This window comes from Streptomyces sp. NPDC057950 (assembly GCF_042887295.1).
Classification (GTDB): Bacteria; Actinomycetota; Actinomycetes; order Streptomycetales; family Streptomycetaceae; genus Streptomyces; species Streptomyces kaempferi.
This window is the reverse complement of sequence record NZ_JBHVPP010000020.1, coordinates 65,635-84,231: the sequence shown is the minus strand read 5'-3', so window position 1 is coordinate 84,231 and position 18,597 is coordinate 65,635. Positions and strand designations below refer to the sequence as shown.

Genomic DNA, 18,597 nt, shown 5'->3' with positions numbered 1-18,597 from the left:
ACCGACCCCCGCCATCAATCCCCGAGCCGAGGCGCGACACCGTGGACCGGCCGACAGCTCGAGACCCTTGAAGGCGACAACACACCGCCGCAGGGCAGCCCTTGCGCGAGGGGGCGCCACGCCCCCTCGCGCCCCGTACCGGTCGGGGATCGCGAGGACCCGATGCTCTCTGTATCGAGGCTTCATCAAATACCCCCTCAGAGTTCATCATTGACCGACAGGTTCTGCGGTGTGACTTCAAGACCTTTCTCCCGCAAGCCCACCCGCATCGCCCTCGCGATCGGCGCCACCGTCGCTGTCGTGGGCGCAGGCACGGTCGTGGCCGAGGCCGGTGGCCGGTTCTGGGGCCCGTCCCACGACTTCGGCACGGTCTCCGACTCCTTCTCCGGTCACGGCACGGTGACCGGCAACGTTCTGCGGAACGACAGCGGCGCCACCGCGGTCGTGCGCCACACCGACCCGTCCAACGGCAAGGTGACGGTCGACGCGGACGGAACGTTCTCGTACATCCCCGAGTCCGGCTTCAAGGGCACGGACACCTTCACCTACACGGCCACCGACGCGGTCCAGCTGTTCAAGGACACTCAGGCGAACGGGACCCCCATTCCGCCGCTGACGCAGGTCGCGGGTCCGGGCGGCACCACCACCAAGATCTCCGGTGAGGGCTTCGGCTCGTCGCTCACGCCGGTGCCGGGCAGGTCGGGCCACTTCTACGGCCTGACCGACCGCGGACCCAACGCCGACGCCCCGGACGGCAACAAGTCCGAGATGGTCCTCGACTTCACGCCTGAGATCGGCGAGTTCAAGCTCGTCGACGGCAAGGCCCGGCTCATCAAGACGGTCACGCTGAAGGGGCCGAAGAGCCTCGGCGGTGTGTCGTACAGCGGCCGTCCGCCGCACGACACGAGCGAGACGATCGACGACCTCGCCGCGACGAACGCCAACGGCGGTACCCCCACTCCCGTGACCAGGGACCCGTACGGCTACGACTCCGAGGGCTTGGTAGCGCTGCCGGACGGCACGTTCTGGGTGTCGGACGAGTACGGCCCGTACATCACGCACTTCGACGCGCACGGCTACGAGTTGGGCCGGCTGACCCCGTACAGGAACAGCCCCGACAACGCGCACCACAAGATCCTCGGGTACCTGCCGGCCGAGCTCGCCAACCGGTCGAAGAACAAGGGCATGGAAGGCCTGACGGTCACACCGGACGGCTCGACCCTGGTGGGCGTCATGCAGGCCGCGTTGCAGCAGCCGGATCTCGGCAGCACCAAGGCCGGCAATGTCGCGGCCACTCGTATCGTCACGGTCGACCTGCACACGTACCGGTCCAAGCAGTACCTCTACCTGCTGGACAACCCGGCCACCACGGGCGCCGCGAACAGCGAGATCACCGCGCTGTCCAGCACGAGGTTCCTGGTGGACGAGCGTGACGGCAACTTCGAGCCGTTCGCCCAGAAGACCCTCTACGAGGTCGACATCAACGGCGCGACCGACGTCAGCGGACTGACGATCGGCGGCAAGTCGCCCGAGGCCCTGGTCGGGACGGCCGGCACCAACGCCGCTCTCACCTCGCTCACCGGCGCCGGTGTCCATGTCGCGCAGAAGCAGCCGTACCTCAACGTCGGCATGCTGGTGAGTCAACTCGACCCCAGCGGTGCGTTCTTCGGCCACGACAAGGTCGAGGGTGTGGCCACCGCCAACTCCGGCAGGACCGTGTACCTGTCCAACGACGACGACTTCGGCATCGACACCGTCGCGGTCGACCCCGACGGGAAGTGGACGGTGCACCAGAAGGTGCTGCCGCCCACGGGGCAGGAGGACAGCGGCGAGATCCTGAAGGTGGACACCACCAAGCTGCCGGCGGTCCTCAAGACCGTCACGGTGACGGTCCACGTGCGCTGACGCACTTCACAGCCGTCGGGCTCGTCCACTCCGGTGGACGAGCCCGTCCCATTACCTGGGGTCCGCACACGCCGGGCCGCCGCCTGAGTGAGACGCCCAGGACTGCCGAAGACGGTTGTTCTCAGCCGTTGAAACGGTCCGGGTCGGGGCCGATCCGCTCGTCGCGGTTCAGCGCCGAGATCTCACCGATGTCGCCTTCGCCGAGCTCGAAGTCGAAGAGGTCGAAATTCTCCTCGATGCGCTTCCGGGTCACGGACTTGGGGAAGATGATGTCCCCGCGCTGGAGGTGCCAGCGCAGGGTGACCTGGGCAGGCGTCTTGCCGACCCGCTCGGCGATGCGCTTGATGGCCGGGTCGTCGAGGACCTTGCCCTGCGCGATGGGCGACCATGCCTCGGTGGCGATGTCGTGTTCGGCGCCGAAGGCCCTGACGTCGGCCTGGGTGAGGTAGGGATGTACTTCGACCTGGTTGACCGCGGGCACCACCTCGCTGCTCTCCAGCAGGCGGCGCAGGTGCTGGGGCTGGAAGTTGGAGACGCCGATGGCCTTGGTCCGGCCGGAGCCGTAGATCTCCTCCAGAGCCTTCCAGGTCTCCACGAAGTCACCCTTGCCGGGCAGCGGCCAGTGGATGAGGAAGAGGTCCAGGTAGTCGAGGTCCAGCTCCTCCATGGTGCGGTCGAACGCCTGGAGGGCGTCGTCGTGCGCATGGGCACCGTTGTCGAGCTTGCTGGTCACGAAGACCTCGCCACGGTCGAGCCCGGAGTCGCGGACCGCTTGACCGACCTCCTTCTCGTTGCCGTACATCTCCGCCGTGTCGATGTGCCGGTAGCCGACTTCCAGCGCGGCCAGCGTCGTCGCGCGGGTCTCCTCCGGCGGGATCTGGAAGGTGCCGAAGCCGAGCTGGGGGATACGCACCGCGTTGTTGAGGGTGATGGCGGGGACTGCTGTCACGATGACTCCTGATATCGCTGGTTTCACGAACCGGGGCGTGCACGCCCACGCTGCTCCCCTTCCACCTCCGCCGCAAAACATACGCATGGTCGGCTTTGCCCTTGGGCGCATGCCGCGCCACGCGATCGCGGGCCGGGTGAAGCGCGGGCGCGGCCGACGGGAATCGGCCGCGCCGGGGTGGGTCAGTCCTGCCGGGCGTGCACGGGACTGTTCGCGACCTCGTCCGGGCATTTGCGGTGCCGGTGGTGGTGATGCCGGTCGCGCTGCCAGTCGAACGTGGCGAGGGCCAAGCACGCCACCATGCCGACGAGGGCGACGACCAGCGCGGTGACAAGGGCGCCGCGGTAGTCGCCGCTCTTGTTCAGCGTCAGGTAGAAGAGGCCGGGCAGGGCCGCGGTCCCCACCGCGGCGCCGAGCCGCTGACCGGTCTGCAGGGCGCCGCCGGCGGCGCCCGCCATGCGCACGGGTACGTCCCGCAGGGTCATGGTGATGTTGGGAGAGACCACGAAGCCGCTGCCGATGCCACCGAGGAACAGGGCCGGTGCCGCGACCCAGGGCGCGATGTCCAGGGAGACGAAGCGAAGGAGCAGCGCCGTGGTCCCGAGGCCGGCGATCACGCCCGTCAGGCCGACCACGGTGAGGAGGCGGCCGAACCGTTCCACCATGCGGCCGGCGACCACCGCCGCGGCCGCCGAGCCGAGGGCGAAGGGGGTCACGGCGAGTCCCGAACGGAGCGGTGCGAAGTGGAGACCGTGCTGGTAGAAGAGGGCGAAGACCAACCAGACGCCACTGAAGCCCATGAAGTAGAGCGTGCCCACGCCGGCCCCCACGGCGTAGCCGCGCACGGTGCTGAACAGGCGCAGATCGAGCAGTGGCTGGCTGCCGGAGGCGACGAGGTGGCGCTGCCACTGGACGAAGCCGACGAGGAGCAGGCCGCCGACCGGGAACAGCCACCACAGCCGGCCGAAGCCGCCGGAGTCCGCCTGGACCAGTGGATACATGAACGCGAGGACGCCGAGTCCGAGGAGCAGGACGCCGGCCACGTCCACGCGCCCACGCCCGGAACGCCGGATGCGTGGCAACAGGCGCCGGCCGAGCAGGACGGCGAGGATTCCGATGGGGACGTTGACGTAGAAGATCCACCGCCAGCCCGCGGGTCCGGACGCCAGGGCGAGGATGGCGCCGCCGGTGATGGGGCCGGCGGCGGAGGAGATGCCGACGGTCGCGCCGAAGAAGCCGAAGGCCCGACCGCGTTCGGCGCCGCGGAACATCTGCTGGATGAGCGCGGAGTTCTGGGGGGCCATGAAACCGGCCGCCAGGCCCTGGGCCAGACGGGCCACCACCAGCAGCGTGATGTCGGGGGCCACACCGCAGGCGGCGCTGCAGACCACGAAGCCGCTGAGGGCCAGCAGGAAGATGCGACGCCGGTCCAGGGCGTCACCGAGGCGGCCGGCGGTGACCAGGGCGAGGGCGAAAGTGAGGGCGTACCCGGACACCACCCACTGCACCTGCGCGGGTGAGGCGTGCAGATCCCGTTGGATGGTCGGCAGGGCGACGGCCACGATCGTCACGTCCAGCAGACTCATGAAGCCGGCCACCAGCGTGACCCACAGGGCCCGCCACCGCCGCGGATCCGGCTCGGACCCGGCCTCCTGAGCGGTCGGCTCCCGGCCACCGGCCGCTGACGTCGACGGTGTCACATGGGCTCCTTTCACCCGGGGAAACGAGTTCCCCCAGCGGCCTACGAGCACACACCCAGTGTCCGACCCGAGCCGCTCGCGTGTAGGTCTTGGGCCCGTCCGGTCGGGCGTCGCACCCTCTTCCGGGGCTCGTCGCACCCTCTCCGCCACACGCGGGGCGTCCATGTCCGACGTGACCGGGCCAGGAGTGACGACGGACCCTCGCCGTCACTCGGCCGCGAGACCGGCGCGGTCCCCGGTCTCCTCGTGTCCGGTGAACATGTCGATCAGCCCATGGGGGGCGTTGTCGCCGAAGAGGAGCTCGTGCAGCTCGACGCCATCGGCGGCGGCCGTGGCACTGCGCGGGAACAGGGCCTGCTCGTACGCGGTGAGCGCGGCTTCGACGTCGTCGGGACGCGCGGCGATGGCCCTGCCGAGTTCCGCGCCGTCGTACATGGCCAGGTTGGCACCTTCGCCGTTCGGGGCCGAGAGGTGGGCGGCGTCGCCGAGCAGGGTCACCCCCGGCACCCGCTCCCACCGGTGCTCGATGGGCAGGGCGTTGAGGGGACGCAGGACCGGTGCGGTGTCACTGTCGGTGATCAGCGCGGTGAGCTCCGGCGCCCAGCCGTCGAACTCCTCGACGATCCGGGCGACGGCCGCGACGGAGTCGCCGAAATCGATACGGGCGAACCAGTCCTGCGACTGCGAGAGCGCGACGTAGGTGTGCAGGGTCCCGCCGCTCTCCCGGTGAGCCTGGATCCCCTTCCCCGGCGCGAGTGCGAACAGCGACCCGCCGCCGACCGCTTTCGCGGCGGCCGGGTGCCGGATGTCGGCGTCGAACAGACAGGTCTCGACGAACGACCTGCCGATGTACTCGGGCGCCGCGTCGGAGACAGCCGGCCGGACCCGTGACCACGCGCCGTCCGCGCCGACCAGCAGACTCGCGACGACGGTAGTGCCGTCGCCGAAGGTCACCTCGTGGCGTCCGTCGCCGAGGGCGCGGACACCTCCGGCCTTGCGCCCCCACTGGACGGTGCCGGCCGGAAGTGAGTCGAGCAGGATCCGCCGGAGCTCGCCGCGCTGCACCTCGGGGCGTCCGGCCGTGCCGTCGTCGGGTTCGTCGAGCAGAACGGTCCCGTCCCGGTCGAGCACCCGTGTCGCCTGGCGGCCCTCCAGGATGAGGCCGCGGAACTCCTCGAGCAGGCCCGCCGCCCGCAGAGCCGGTTGGCCGTTGTGATCGTGGATGTCGAGCATGCCGCCCTGGGCGCGGGCGGCCGGCGAGGTCTCGGCCTCGTAGACCGTCGCCGGGATGCCGTGGACGTGGAGGACGCGGGCGAGGGTGAGTCCTCCGAGCCCGGCGCCGATGATCGTGACATCAGTGGTCATGGTGGTCCCTCACCTGTCGGACGCCTGCCGGACGGTCACCCGGCGGGTCATCTCTGGAATGTCGTTCCAGAGCAGCCTGGAACGGCGTTCCAGATATGTCAAGCTGGAACAGCGTTCCAGGCGTGTGTCAGGATGCACGTATGGCAACCAGGACGCGTCGTCCAGAGCGACGAGAGGAACCGCTCTCCCGGGAGGGCATCGTCGAGGTCGCGATCGGGCTTCTCGACGCGACGGGCGAGGGCGGCCTCACGTTCCGCGCGCTGGGCGAGCGCCTCGCCACCGGACCCGGGGCGATCTATTGGCATGTGGCGAACAAGGGCGAGCTGCTCGGTGCCGCGACCGACGCGGTCGTCGCCGCCGCGCTGGCCGTCGAGCCCGCCGGGTCCCCGACCTCGCCGCGGGACGAGATCCGCGCCGTCGCCCTCGGCCTGTTCCACGCCATCGAAGAACACCCTTGGCTCGCCACTCAGCTCTCGACGCAGCTCTCCCGGAGTCCCTGGGGGTCGGTTGCGCCGCGGATCTTCGAGAGCATCGGCCGACGCGTCCGTGCGCTGGGCGTGCCCGAGGACAACTGGTTCACGGCGACCTCGGTGCTGGTGCACTACATCCTCGGCGCCGCCGGGCAGAACGCCGCGAACAGCGCGCACGCCCGCACTCTCGGGCCGGGCGCGAACCGCGCCGAGTTCCTCGACGCCACATCCAGGGCTTGGGAGGAACTCGACCCCGACGACTACCCGTTCACCCGGGCCGTCGCGAGCCAGCTGCGCGAGCACGACGACCGCGAGCAGTTCCTCGCCGGAATCGATCTCGCCCTCACCGGCATCACCGCTCCCCACCCACCTGGCGAACAGGCACCCACCGCGCCCACCACCTGAGCCGCGTGCGGACTTCGGCTCCGGCGCGCGGAACACCCCCGGCGACACCGGCACCTCCGACTCCGCCCGAACCGGTGGCCCGATCGACCTCCCCCGGCTGTCCACGGCCCATGGCCGTGCGGAATCACCGGGCCTGGCTCAGGTCCCGCAAACCGTTCTCCAGCAGCGCGAACGCGTGCTCAGCGTCGGCCACCGCACCCGGAAGGCGCGCGTCGGCCGGCTCTCCGTGCGCCAGGCGTTCCGCGTTGTCCTGCGCCAGCGTCCAGTGGACCGCGACGATCTGGACGGCGGCCAACCGCGCGGTGAGTTCCGATGTGTCCGCCGTTTCCCGCAGCGCCTGCGCGAGTGCTCGCTCGGAGCCGGTCTTGAAGCGTTCCATCCGGGCGACCAGCGAGGGTGCGTCGAGGATCATCCGATGGACCCTCCGCACCTGCGGATGATCGTTGAGTCCGGTGATCGGATCCCGCTCGCGCAGACCCCGGACGAAATGCTCGCGCAGTGCGGTCAGCGGGGCAGCGCCGGGCGGGCGGGCCCTCACGACCCGCGCGATCTCCGTCTCGTGGTCGGCGAGGCGGTGCACCACGAGGTCCTCCTTCGCCGGGAAGTAGGCGAAGACCGTGCGTTTGGACACCTCGGCCGCCTCGGCCACCTGGGCGACCGAGACCTCGTTGAAGCCATGCTCCAGGAACAGCGCGATCGCCGCATCGGAGATCGCGGCGTGGGTGCGCTGCTTCTTCCGCTCCCTGAGCCCTGGCTTGTCGTCCACGGTGCCCACCGTAACAGATTGCTGCCCCCAGACGATTTCTGCACCTGGTATACATTTACTCCGAGACGAGAAATGGAACGGAGTGAGGGTGTTGACGGTGAGCGAGACCGAGGTCGTCGTCGTGGGCGCGGGCCCGACCGGACTGATGCTGGCGTACGAACTGACCCTGGCCGGGGTCGAGACGCTGGTGCTGGAGAAGCTGCCCCAGCGCATCGAACAGGTGAAGGGTGGCGGGATTCAGCCCCGTACCGCCGAACTGCTCGACTCGCGTGGGCTGTTGGAGCCCTTGCTGAAGCGGGCCACGCCGCGTGATCAGGTCGGCGGCCACTTCGCCGCCCTGCCCGTGCCCCTGGACTGCACCCCTTGGAACACCAGACATCCCTTCCCGATCGCGGTTCCTCAGTGGGAGATCGAGGAACTGCTCGAAGAGCGGGCGGTCGCGGCCGGCGCGCGGGTCCTGCGCGGGGCGGCCGTCTCAGGGGTGGAGCCCGACGACGAGGAGGTGGTCGTGACGGCGGACGGGCTGCGCGTGCGGGCTCGCCATCTGGTGGCGTGCGACGGCGGACACAGCACGGTGCGCAAGTTGCTCGGACTGCCGTTCCCCGGCAGGCCGGGGACGCATCAGGCGGTGTTGGCCGACATCCGGCTCGCCACCGTGTCACCGTCGGTGCCGCAGCAGTTGGATCACATGAGCGCCCTGATGCGCCGAGCGGGCGACTACTGGGCCATGCTGGTGCCCCTCGGCGGTGACCGGTACCGGTTCACCTTCGGACGCGCGGACCAGTCCGACACCTCACGCGACACCTCCGGCGTCACCCACGAGGAGATCACCGTCGCACTGCAGACCGTGTACGGCTCCGATGCCACCCTCGGCGCCGTGGACAACTCGTCCCGGTTCACCGACGCCACCCGGCAGTTGGAGCAGTACCGGGCAGGGCGCGTCCTCTTCGCCGGCGACGCGGCGCACATCCACCCCCCACTGGGCGGCCAGGGACTCAACCTCGGCATGCAGGACTCGTTCAACCTCGGCTGGAAACTTGCCGCAGCCGTCCAGGGCCGGGCGCCGGGCAGTCTTCTGGACAGCTACCACGCCGAACGGCATCCGGTCGGAGCCCAGGTCCTGCACCACACCTCGGCGCAGCGCGTCCTGGCGGATCCGAACCCGAGCGAGGACGTGGCCGCCCTCCGGGACATCTTCGTCGACCTGCTGAGACTGCCGGACGCCAACCGTCACGTCGCGGGACTGATGTCCGGCCTCTCGCTGCGTTACGAGCTGTCCGGCGGCCATCCGCTCACCGGGCACCGCGTGCCGGACGCCGACCTGGTCACCGACGCCGGCCCCATCCGGCTGTCGACACTGTTCGGCGCGGGGCATGCCGTCCTGCTCGATCTGGCCGGTACCGTCCCGGCCGGCCTCGGCCTTCCGCCGCGGGTCGATCTCGTCCGCGCCACCTGTGCGGAAGATCTTGGGGCTGCCGCCATGCTCATCCGTCCCGACGGTTACGTCTGCTGGGCCACGGACAGCTCCGCCGTCCACGGCTCCACCCTCCTCACCGAGATCGCCGGCAATCTCACGGAGGTGAACTGAGCCCGGGTGCCCACCCCGACCCGCCATCGGCAGGCCGCGCCGGACTCCCTCGTGCGGACTCCCTCGTACGGACCCGCGCTGTTCAGGTCCTCGGGCGCACCTCATTCCCCCAGGAAACAATCATGGTCTCAGCGTCGGCGAAGTTGCCGTAGAGTGGTGTCAACGACGCGGGGTGGAGCAGCTCGGTAGCTCGCTGGGCTCATAACCCAGAGGTCGCAGGTTCAAATCCTGTCCCCGCTACTGAATCGTGAAGGGCCGGCACCATGTGCCGGCCCTTCACGCATGTCCAGACGACTAGAACGAGAGACGGTCCGCCATCAGTCTGGTGAACCGGGCCGGATCCTTCAGCGCACCGCCTTCAGCGAGAAGTGCCATGCCGAAGAGGAGTTCCGCGATGTCGGCGAGGCCGGCGTCCGCCCCGTCCTCCCGCTCGGTGTGGGCCTTGTTGAGGCCGTCGACCAGGGAGTGGCCGGGGTTGAGCTCGAGGATGCGCTTGGTGTGCGGGACGTCCTGTCCCATCGCACGGTAGATGTTCTCCAGGGCCGGGGTGATGTCGTGCTGGTCCGAGACGAGACAAGCGGGCGACACCGTCAGGCGAGTGGACAGCCGAACCTCCTTGACGTCCTCGCCGAGCTGTTCGGTCATCCAGGACAGGAGCCCCGAGTACTCCCTGCGCTGGTTCTCGCGCTCGTGCTCGGTCTCCTCCGTGTCCGGTTCCCCGCTGCCGAGGTCGACCTCGCCCTTGGTGATGGACCGCAGCCGCTTGCCGTCGAATTCGGGCACGGCGGTGACCCAGACCTCGTCGATCGGGTCGGTCAGAAGCAGCACCTCGACGCCCTTGGCGCGGAATGCCTCCATGTGAGGGGAGTTCTCGATGGCTTCCCGGGAGTCACCGGTCAGGTAGAAGATCTCTTCCTGGCCTTCCTTCATGCGTTCGGCGTACTGCGCCAGCGTGGTCGGCTCGTCCGCAGCGTGGGTCGAGGAGAACGAGCACAGAGCGAGGATGGTGTCGCGGTTCTCGTGGTCGTCGAGCAGGCCCTCCTTCAAGGCTTTGCCGAACTCCCGCCAGACGGTCGCGTAGTTCTCCGGGGCCTTGGTCCTCAGGTCCTTGATCGTGGACAGGATCTTCTTCGTGAGACGCCGGTGCATCCTCTGGATGTGCCGGTCCTGCTGCAGAATCTCGCGGGAGACGTTCAGCGAGAGGTCCTGCGCATCGACGATGCCCTTGACGAAGCGGAGGTAGGGCGGCAGGAGTTGCTCGCAGTCGTCCATGATGTGCACGCGCTTGACGAACAGTTGGAGACCGCGGCTTTGGCCCTGTGTGAACAGGTCCTGCGGAGCGCGCGAGGGGATGAAGAGCAACGCCTGGTACTCGAAGGTCCCTTCCGCCTGCAGGCGGATGGTCTCCAGCGGGTCGAGCCAGTCGTGACTGATGCGCTTGTACAGCTCGTGGTATTCCTCGTCGGACACGTCCTCACGCGCTCGGGCCCACAGCGCCTTCATCGAGTTCACGGTCTCGAAATCGTCCGCGGCCGCTTCGGCGTCAGCGCTCTCGTCGGCCTGTCCGGCGGCCGCGGCGGTGCCGGCGGGCATACGGATCGGCCAGGTGATGAAGTCCGAGTACCGCTTGATGATCTCGCGGATCTTCCCGTCCTGCGCGTAGTCGTTGAGCTGGTTCTCGACGTCCACGGGCTTGAGGTGAAGGGTGACCGTCGTCCCCTGGGGCGCCATGTCGAGGGCCTCGACCGTGTACGTGCCTTCACCACGGGAGACCCAGCGGGTGCCCCGGCTCTCGCCCGCGTGCCGGGTCAGCACGGTGACCTCGTCGGCCACCATGAAGGCCGAGTAGAAACCGACACCGAACTGGCCGATGAGGCCCGCCGCGGCGGCCGCGTCATCGGTCTCCTTCAACTCCCGCAACAACCTCGCGGTACCGGAACTGGCGATCGTGCCGATGAGCTGAACGACCTCCTCGTGCGACATGCCGATACCGTTGTCCCGCACCGTCAGCGTCCTGGCCCGCGCATCGGTCTCGACGCTGATGTGCAGATCGGACACGTCCGCCCCCAGCGCGTCATCACGCAGGGCCGTGAGGCGCAGCTTGTCCAACGCGTCCGAGGCGTTGGAGATCAGCTCCCGCAGAAACACGTCCTTGTTCGAGTAGATCGAATGGATCATCAACTGCAGCAGTTGACGGGCTTCCACCTGGAACTCGTGGGTCTCGGCCGACATAGCGTGCGAATCCTCCATGGTCATTGACAGCACTACGGCCAGTGCACTCTAACCTCGCCGTTTCCGCCGATGCGGCGAGACGTCCTGATCGCCAACTGTGGTGCGGGCAGGGAGATTGCGCCCCCGGCAGGACAGGCTCCCGGCGCGGTCACGCCGCCCTCGGCCACACCCGGCCGCCGAACCCGGTCCGGCGGGAGCATCCTGAAGCGCGCTCCGGCGCGTCATGGGTGTCGGGCCGGTTCCGGTTTCGACTCCGCGTCGTGCTGCTCCGGTTCGGCCCGGCGGTCGCCGGTCCGTGAACGGAGTCCGGTGAACGCGGCCGCGGTGGGGCTGCCGGGATCGGCCTGGTAGACGACCAGTTGCTGGTCCGGGACTTCGTTGACCGTGAAGGCGGAGAACTGGATCCGCAGGTCGCCCACTCGGGCATGTCTGGGGTTCTTCGTCTGCCGGTTCTTGCCCTTCACATGGTGTCGTGCCCACAGCTCGGCGAATTCCGGGCTCTTTGCGGAGAGGGTTTCCACGACTTCGATGATCCGTGGCGATCGCGGTTCGTACCCGTAGGCGGCGCGGATCTCCGCGACACACGACCGGGCGGCTTTTCCCAGTCCTGGTGGAAGTCACGGCCTGCCGGTTCGGCGAAGACCATGCGTGCCAGGTTGTCGAACCGTTCGAAGCCGCTGTGCAGGCGGCCGCGAGTGCGTTGTGGACCAGGATGTCCAGCGCCGGGCCCACCACGAAGGCAGGGGTGTCGGGCCACGGGCCGTCCGTGGGCCGTGCCCGCCGGAGCGGACGCGCCCGTCCTGTGCCGGGCCGGCGATCACCGTCGCGCACGGGCCCGGAAAGCAGACGGGACGGCACGGGGTGCGGGGCGTCGTGGCCACCCGTCAGTCGGCCGCGGCGGCCCGTACGTCGTCGTGCGCGGCTTCCAGACGGGCGGCCGCCTCGGCACGGGAGCAGCCGGCGAGGAGCATGACGATCGCGGTCTTCGCGTGTCCGTCGGCCTCCTGGAGTGCGGCCGCGGCTGCGTCGAGGTCGGTGCCGGTGGCCTGCGCGACCATGCGCCGCGCCCGGTCCACGAGCTTCTCGTTGGTCGCGCGCAGGTCGACCATGAGGTTGCCGTACACCTTGCCGAGCTGAACCATCGTGGCGGTCGAGAGCATGTTGCAGACCAGCTTCTCGGCGGTGCCGCCCTTGAGGCGGGTGGAGCCGGTGAGGACCTCGGGGCCGGTGGGGACCTCGATGGCGACGTCCGCGTGGCGGCTGATGACGGCGTCGCTGTTGCAGGCGACGGAGACGGTCGCCGCGCCCGTCGCGCGGGCGTGCTCCAGACCGCCGACGACATAGGGAGTACGGCCGCTGGCGGCGAGCCCGACCACGGTGTCGCGGGCGGTCAGCCCGATCGCTTCGAGGTCGGAGACCGCGAGATCGGGGTTGTCCTCGGCGCCTTCGACCGCGAGGACGAACGCGCCGGGACCGCCGGACAGCAGACCGACGACCCGGTCGGGCGAGATGCCGAAGGTCGGCGGGCATTCGACGGCGTCGAGCAAGCCGATCCGTCCGCTCGTACCGGCGCCGAGGTAGACGAGCCTGCCGCCCGCGCGCAGCGAGGCGGTGATCTTCTCCACGGCCGCGGCGATCTGCGGCAGGGCGGTGCGCACCGCCAGGGCGACGGTCTGGTCCTCGTCGTTCATGGTGGCGAGCAGCTCGCTGACCGGCATGCGGTCCAGTTCGGCGGTCCGCCGGTTGCGGGTTTCGGTGCCGAGAGTGCTGAGGTCCACGTGCGGTCGTTCCTTTCGGGGAGGCGCTGTCGTTCCCTTCGGGTGAAGCGCTGTCGTTCGGTGGTGACGGAGGCTCGCGGCGGCGTCGGCCGGTGTTCCGGGCGTCGGCGGTGGTACGCCGGTCACCTGCGCGTCGGGCATCGGTACGCCGGTCACCTGCGCGTCGGAGGTCGGCACACCGGTCCGGTGTCATCCCGGGGGCGCCGCCACGTGCGGGAGTTCGGCCGTCGGTGTGGCGGCCGGTTCCCTCGCGGCGCCGGGGGCGGCCGGGGTGGCGAGGGCCTCGTCGGAGGTCGGCCGGCGTGCCGCGGGGGTGTTCCGGTGGCGCTGCACCGCGCCGTAGGTGCGCTGCAGCGCCGCGGTGGTGGCGTCGTAGGAGCGTTGCGCGACTCCGACGAACAGGCAGTCGATGAGCGCCAGTTGGGCGATGCGGCTGACGGTCGCGCCGGAGCGGAACGGCATCTCTCGCGCGCAGGTGGTGAGCACGAGGTCGGCGGACTCGGCCAGCGGCGAGCGGGCGAAGTTGGTCAGGGCGATCGTGGTGGCGCCGTTCTCGGCGGCGGCCCGCAGGGGCTCGATCGTGTCCGTCGTCTCGCCGGAGTGGGAGATCGCGATGGCCACGTCCGCGGGTCCGAGCAGTGCCGCGGCGGTGAGCGCGGCGTGCACGTCGGTCCAGATGAAGGCCATCCGGCCGATGCGGTGGAGCTTCTGGTGCAGGTCCTGGCCGACGAATCCGCTGGCGCCCACACCGAAGATGTCTATCCGGCGGGCGTCGGCGACGGCGTCGACCGCTCGTCCGAGTTGGGCCACGTCGAAGCCGTCGCGGGACTCCTCCAGGGCGCGGACCTCGTTGTAGATGATCTTGCTGATGATCTGTTCCAGCGAGTCCGTGGCGCCGATGTCGGTGCCCAGCGCCGGGCGATCGGCGCCGAGGGCGTTCTCGTGCGCCGCCGCGGCGGCGAGGCCGACACGCAGGTGGGGATAGTTGGTCAGGCCGATCGCGCGACAGAACCTCATCACGGTGGCCACCGAGGTGCTCGCCTTGGCGGCGAGGGCGCTGATGGACAGTCCGGCCGCCTCGGACGGCGCCGCGAGGACGGTGTCGGCCACCCGCCGCTCGGACGGGGCCAGGGAGGGCAGCGCGCCGCGGATCCTCGTCAGCACGTCGACGGAGCCGCCGCCTTGCGGCGACTCCGCAGCTTCACGGTGCGCGACCTCGCGAGCCATGGGTCCTCCTGGGTGGTCTTGACGCCAGCGTAGCCACGCCCACCTGGGATGGCAAAAAGTTACGTGACAAATTTTCCTAGCGGTATTTATTGACATGCGGAGGGCGGGCTTCCAAACTCGCAGCACCGCGGTCCGCTCGCCGGACGCTCTCGGCGCAGCGAAGCCGCGGATCGTCCCTTTCAACGGAGAAGGCGTTCACACATGACGGCCGTACTGGCGGTGGACCTGGGGAAGACGGGTTGCCGCGCCGTGCTCTGGACCGGCCCGGACGGCCCCGAACACCCCGTTCGGGAGGTTCCCGGGGCGCCCGGACTGGCGGAGTCCGACGGCGTCACCGCCGCGGTCGCCGCCGTGACGGCCGCCGCGGCACTCGTCGACGAGCTTTCCTCTGAACTGCCCTCCGGACGGCTGGACGCGGTGTGCGTGGGTGCCGCGGGCGCGGCCGCCGACCCGGCCGCGGCCCGCTCCCTGGCCGAACTGCTGCTGGACGCGCTGCCGGCCGACGAGGTCGCGGTCACCAGTGACGCGGTCACCGCACACGCCGGCGCCCTCGGCGGCGGCGCCGGTGTCGTGCTCGCGGCGGGCACCGGCGCCGTCACCGTCGGAATCGGCGAGGACGGAACGTTCACCCGCGTCGACGGCTGGGGCCCCTGGCTCGGAGACGAGGGCAGCGGCGCCTGGATCGGCCGCGCCGGTCTGCGGGCCGCTCTGCGCTCCCACGACGGGCGCGGTCCCGCGACCGCCCTGACGGCGGCCGCGGCCGAACGCTACGGCGACCTCGACCGACTGCCCGCGACCGTGGGCCACTGCGCCAACCCGGCCCGGCTGACCGCGGCCTTCGCCCCGCGGGTGGCCGGTGCGGCCGCCGACGGCGACCGGGTGGCGACCGAGATCATGCGGGACGCCGCCGCCGCGCTGGCCGAGGCGGTCGTCGCCGCGGCCCGCGGGGCCGGCGGCACGCACCCGCTGCCCGTCGCCGTCACCGGCGGCCTCACGGGGATCGGCGCGCCTCTCATGGACCCGTTCACCGACCTGCTCCACGCGTCGGGACTGCCGCTGCGGGTGACCCCCGCGCTCGGCGATCCCCTGCACGGGGCGCGTCTGCTGGCCCTGGATTCCGCCGGACCGCACGAACCCCTCGTCATCCGCGTCCACCGGACGACGGCCCCGCCGCCATGAGCATGTGCGCCGGACCGCCGGGCGCGCGTCGCTCCATCGAGACGGGGCACCGTCCCTCCCCCACCGACCCCATTCCCCGGTGACACCACCGGTCCGTTCTAAGGAGTGCACGTGCGCCAACTCGACCTGGCGGTGATCGCCGTCTATCTGGTCGCCATCGCGGTGATCGGACTGCGCCTGTCCGGGCGGCAGAAGACGGCGAAGGAGTACTTCGTCGGCGAGAGCCACATGCCCTGGTGGACGGTGTCGTTCTCGATAGTGGCCACCGAGACCAGCGTGCTGACCGTCATCAGCGTGCCCGGCGGGACGTACAGCGGGCAGGGGTTCGGCAACGTCGAACTGGCGCTGGGTTACGTGATCGGGCGGGTCGTCGTCGCCACGGTACTCATCCCGCTGTACAAGCGCGGCGGCTTCGTCAGCGCCTACCAGTACCTCGGCGAGCGCTTCGGACTGAGGCTCCAGGGACTGGCGTCGGTGTCGTTCGTCTTCACCCGGCTGCTCGCCGAAGGCGTCCGGCTGTTCGCGTCGGCGATCCCGATCAAGCTGCTGCTCGACGAACTCGGCGTGCACACCGGCTACAAGGCCATCATCGTCGTGCTGACCGTCATCACCGTCGTGTACACCTACCTCGGGGGCATCAAGGCGGTCATCTGGACGGACGCCATCCAGATGGGCCTCTACCTCGGCGGTGTGATCCTGGCCATCGCGGTGCTCACCGGGCACGTCGGCGCCACCGGCTTCTCGCAGGCCCTGCACGGCGGCGAGTTCAGGCTCTTCGACACCGACTTCGGCCTCGACCACATCCTCACCAGCTCCTTCGCCCTGCCGACCGCCATCATCGGCGGCGCCATCTTCGCGATGGCCAGCCACGGCTCGGACCAGCTGATCGTGCAGCGTGTGCTGACCACCCGCACCCTGCGCGACGGCCAGAAGGCGATGATCGCCTCCGGAGTCTTCGTCACCGTGCAGTTCGCCGCGTTCTCCCTGGCCGGTGCTCTGCTCTGGTCGTACAACAAGGGCCGCAGCTTCAAGGAGATGGGGCTGAGCAGCTCCGACAACCTCTACCCGAACTTCATCCTGCACGGCCTGCCGGTGGGCATCTCGGGTCTTCTGGTGGCGGGCATCCTGGGCGCCGCGATGGGCTCGCTGTCCTCCGCACTGAACTCCATGTCGAACTCCACGGTGTCCGACATCATCCACAGCTTCCGGAAGAAGGCCCCCTCCGACCAGGCGCTGCTGAAACTGGCCCGGGTGATGACGCTGGTGTGGGCGGCGCTGATGGCGGTCTTCGCCTGCGCGTTCAGCACCAGCTCGGGCAACGTCTACCTGACCGGTCTCACGATCGCGGGCTACACCTACGGCGCGCTGCTCGGCGCGTTCCTGCTCGGCCGGCTGGTCAAGCGCGCCACGGAGGTGGACGCCGTCGTGGCCTTCCTCGTGACCATCGGCGTGATGACGTACATCGTCCGCGGCGTGAAGATCGACGTGACCACCGCGGGGACGACCGTGCCCACGGCGATCGCCGCTCAGTGGCTGGTGCCGATCGGAGTGCTGGTCACGATCATGGTGGGCGGAGTGATGAGCCTGTTCCACAAGGCCCCGCCCGCAGCGCCCGCGGTCGCGCCGGTGGAACCTGACGGACACGGCACGGAGGTCACCGCGACCGCCGGCCAGTCCTGACCGAACGCCGGGCCGGGGGCCGCCGCGATCCGGCTGCCCCGGCCCGGTCACTTCGGACCGGCCGCCCTCGCACGGCGCGCCCGGCCGGTCCGACCCGAAGACTCGGAGCTCCCCATGCGTGTGATCGGCCTGATGTCCGGCACCTCGTACGACGCCATCGAAGCCGCCGCGGCCGATCTCTCCTTGGAGGGCGAGACGCTGCGGATGCGTCCGCTCGGCCGGATCAGCGTGGCCTACCCGGACGACCTGCGCGCCGCGATCGGCGCCGCTCTGCCCCCGGCCGCGACCAGCACCGAGGCCGTCTGCGCCCTGGACACCGGTATCGGCCAGTCGTTCGCAGGAGCCGCCGTCCGCGCCCTGCACGAACTGTGCGGCGACGAAGCCGATCTGGTCGTCTCGCACGGGCAGACGATGCACCACTGGGTACGCGACGGCGCCGTGCTCGGCACCCTCCAGCTCGGTCAGCCCGGCTGGATCGCGGAGGCGACCGGCCTGCCCGTCGTGTCGGACCTGCGGGCCCGCGACATCGCCGCGGGCGGCCAGGGCGCACCCCTCGTCGGCATGACCGACACACTGTTGCTGCGGGGCCTGCCGGGCGTCCCGGCCGCGCTGAACCTGGGCGGCATCGCCAACATCACCGTCGCGGGTCCGGACACCGACCCGGTCGCCTTCGACACCGGTCCCGCCAACGCCCTGCTGGACGCGGCCGTGCGCCACTTCACGGCGGGCGCCCGCGAGTACGACGAGTCGGGGCGCGGCGCCGCCGCGGGCCGAGAGGCACCGGAGCTGCTGCGGCTGCTGCTCGACGAGCCGTACTACCGCCTGCCCGCGCCGAAGAGCACCGGCAAGGAGCTCTTCCATCTGCCCTACCTGCTACGGGCGTTGGAGGCCGCACCCGTCGCCGAACCGAACGACGTACTGGCCACCCTCACCCGGCTGACCGCGGTGACCGTGGCCGACGCGGTCCGTGCCCACGGTGTCACCCAGTTGGTGGTGTCCGGCGGCGGGGCGCACAACCCCGTCCTGACCGGCATGATCGCCGAGGAGCTGCCCGGCGTGCGGCTGCTGCCCAGCGACGACCTGGGTGTCCCCTCCGATGCGAAGGAAGCGCTCGCCTTCGCCGTCCTGGGTTTCCTGACGGTGCACGGCCTGCCGGGCACCCTGCCGTCGGGCACCGGCGCGCGCCACCCGTCGCTGCTGGGCAGCATCACGCCGGGCCGCCTGCCGCTGCGACTGCCGGAACCGGCGGCGACGGCCCCCCGTCGGCTGCTGGTCGAGACCCGGTCGTAGGACCGCACCCACGAGGGCGGCGCCGGGCTGCCGGCTCGGCGCTCCCGGCCGGTCCGCCGCCTC

General features: G+C 70.3%; 14 protein-coding genes and 1 tRNA gene. 7 read left to right on the top strand and 8 right to left on the bottom strand.

What is annotated here, in order from left to right:
• The first annotated feature begins 231 nt into the window (after positions 1-231).
• Entirely contained in the window at positions 232-1,905 is a 1,674-nt protein-coding gene (locus tag ACFVTC_RS29780) for an esterase-like activity of phytase family protein (RefSeq protein ID WP_390131579.1), read from the top strand.
• Positions 1,906-2,026: 121 nt separating this feature from the next.
• Here ACFVTC_RS29780 and ACFVTC_RS29775 read toward each other — a convergent pair whose 3' ends face one another.
• From ACFVTC_RS29775 to ACFVTC_RS29765, 3 genes are all read right to left on the bottom strand, one after another.
• On the bottom strand, positions 2,027-2,854 hold the full coding sequence (locus ACFVTC_RS29775; protein WP_390131578.1) for an aldo/keto reductase: 828 nt from the start codon (positions 2,852-2,854) through the stop codon (positions 2,027-2,029).
• A 182-nt stretch (positions 2,855-3,036) separates the two neighbouring features.
• A complete protein-coding gene (locus ACFVTC_RS29770) occupies positions 3,037-4,554 on the bottom strand; it encodes an MFS transporter (protein ID WP_390131577.1) in 1,518 nt (505 codons plus the stop codon).
• Positions 4,555-4,761: 207 nt separating this feature from the next.
• A complete protein-coding gene (locus ACFVTC_RS29765) occupies positions 4,762-5,919 on the bottom strand; it encodes an FAD-dependent oxidoreductase (RefSeq protein WP_390131576.1) in 1,158 nt (385 codons plus the stop codon).
• 140 nt (positions 5,920-6,059) lie between these two features.
• Here ACFVTC_RS29765 and ACFVTC_RS29760 point away from each other — a divergent pair, with 140 nt between their 5' ends.
• Positions 6,060-6,794 (top strand): TetR/AcrR family transcriptional regulator, encoded by a 735-nt coding sequence (locus ACFVTC_RS29760; RefSeq protein WP_390131575.1) that lies wholly within the window; start codon positions 6,060-6,062, stop codon positions 6,792-6,794.
• Between the two features lie 124 nt (positions 6,795-6,918).
• Here the strand turns inward: ACFVTC_RS29760 and ACFVTC_RS29755 are convergent, their stop codons facing one another.
• Positions 6,919-7,560, bottom strand: a complete 642-nt coding sequence (locus ACFVTC_RS29755; RefSeq protein WP_390131574.1) for a TetR/AcrR family transcriptional regulator — start codon at positions 7,558-7,560, stop codon at positions 6,919-6,921.
• An 88-nt stretch (positions 7,561-7,648) separates the two neighbouring features.
• Here ACFVTC_RS29755 and ACFVTC_RS29750 point away from each other — a divergent pair, with 88 nt between their 5' ends.
• Positions 7,649-9,148 carry an FAD-dependent monooxygenase gene (locus tag ACFVTC_RS29750; RefSeq protein WP_390131573.1) on the top strand — a complete coding sequence of 500 codons (1,500 nt, stop codon included), beginning with the start codon at positions 7,649-7,651 and terminating at the stop codon, positions 9,146-9,148.
• Positions 9,149-9,314: 166 nt separating this feature from the next.
• Positions 9,315-9,388, top strand: a tRNA-Met gene (locus tag ACFVTC_RS29745).
• Between the two features lie 54 nt (positions 9,389-9,442).
• Here ACFVTC_RS29745 and htpG read toward each other — a convergent pair.
• The 4 genes from htpG to ACFVTC_RS29725 form a co-directional block, all read right to left on the bottom strand.
• Entirely contained in the window at positions 9,443-11,380 is a 1,938-nt protein-coding gene (gene htpG, locus ACFVTC_RS29740) for a molecular chaperone HtpG (RefSeq protein ID WP_390131572.1), read from the bottom strand.
• Positions 11,381-11,601: 221 nt separating this feature from the next.
• Entirely contained in the window at positions 11,602-11,952 is a 351-nt protein-coding gene (locus ACFVTC_RS29735) for a hypothetical protein (RefSeq protein ID WP_390131699.1), read from the bottom strand.
• A gap of 312 nt (positions 11,953-12,264) precedes the next feature.
• On the bottom strand, positions 12,265-13,158 hold the full coding sequence (gene murQ, locus ACFVTC_RS29730; protein WP_390131571.1) for an N-acetylmuramic acid 6-phosphate etherase: 894 nt from the start codon (positions 13,156-13,158) through the stop codon (positions 12,265-12,267).
• Positions 13,159-13,347: 189 nt separating this feature from the next.
• Positions 13,348-14,385 (bottom strand): MurR/RpiR family transcriptional regulator, encoded by a 1,038-nt coding sequence (locus ACFVTC_RS29725; protein WP_390131570.1) that lies wholly within the window; start codon positions 14,383-14,385, stop codon positions 13,348-13,350.
• 201 nt (positions 14,386-14,586) lie between these two features.
• On the opposite strand from ACFVTC_RS29725, the gene ACFVTC_RS29720 reads away from it, so the two are divergent.
• The 3 genes from ACFVTC_RS29720 (at position 14,587) to ACFVTC_RS29710 (ending at position 18,534) form a co-directional block, all read left to right on the top strand.
• Positions 14,587-15,564, top strand: a complete 978-nt coding sequence (locus ACFVTC_RS29720) for an N-acetylglucosamine kinase (RefSeq protein WP_390131569.1) — start codon at positions 14,587-14,589, stop codon at positions 15,562-15,564.
• A gap of 111 nt (positions 15,565-15,675) precedes the next feature.
• Entirely contained in the window at positions 15,676-17,244 is a 1,569-nt protein-coding gene (locus tag ACFVTC_RS29715; protein WP_390131568.1) for a sodium:solute symporter, read from the top strand.
• A 114-nt stretch (positions 17,245-17,358) separates the two neighbouring features.
• On the top strand, positions 17,359-18,534 hold the full coding sequence (locus ACFVTC_RS29710; protein ID WP_390131567.1) for an anhydro-N-acetylmuramic acid kinase: 1,176 nt from the start codon (positions 17,359-17,361) through the stop codon (positions 18,532-18,534).
• Positions 18,535-18,597: the final 63 nt, after the last annotated feature.

Bases quoted from the DNA above. Each gene is read 5' to 3' on its own strand.
- ACFVTC_RS29765 (WP_390131576.1), bottom strand. From the start codon at position 5,919: ATGACCACTGATGTCACGATCATCGGCGCCGGGCTCGGAGGACTCACC.
- ACFVTC_RS29760 (WP_390131575.1), top strand. From the start codon at position 6,060: ATGGCAACCAGGACGCGTCGTCCAGAGCGACGAGAGGAACCGCTCTCC.
- htpG (WP_390131572.1), bottom strand. From the start codon at position 11,380: ATGTCGGCCGAGACCCACGAGTTCCAGGTGGAAGCCCGTCAACTGCTG.
- ACFVTC_RS29725 (WP_390131570.1), bottom strand. From the start codon at position 14,385: ATGGCTCGCGAGGTCGCGCACCGTGAAGCTGCGGAGTCGCCGCAAGGC.
- ACFVTC_RS29720 (WP_390131569.1), top strand. From the start codon at position 14,587: ATGACGGCCGTACTGGCGGTGGACCTGGGGAAGACGGGTTGCCGCGCC.
- ACFVTC_RS29710 (WP_390131567.1), top strand. From the start codon at position 17,359: ATGCGTGTGATCGGCCTGATGTCCGGCACCTCGTACGACGCCATCGAA.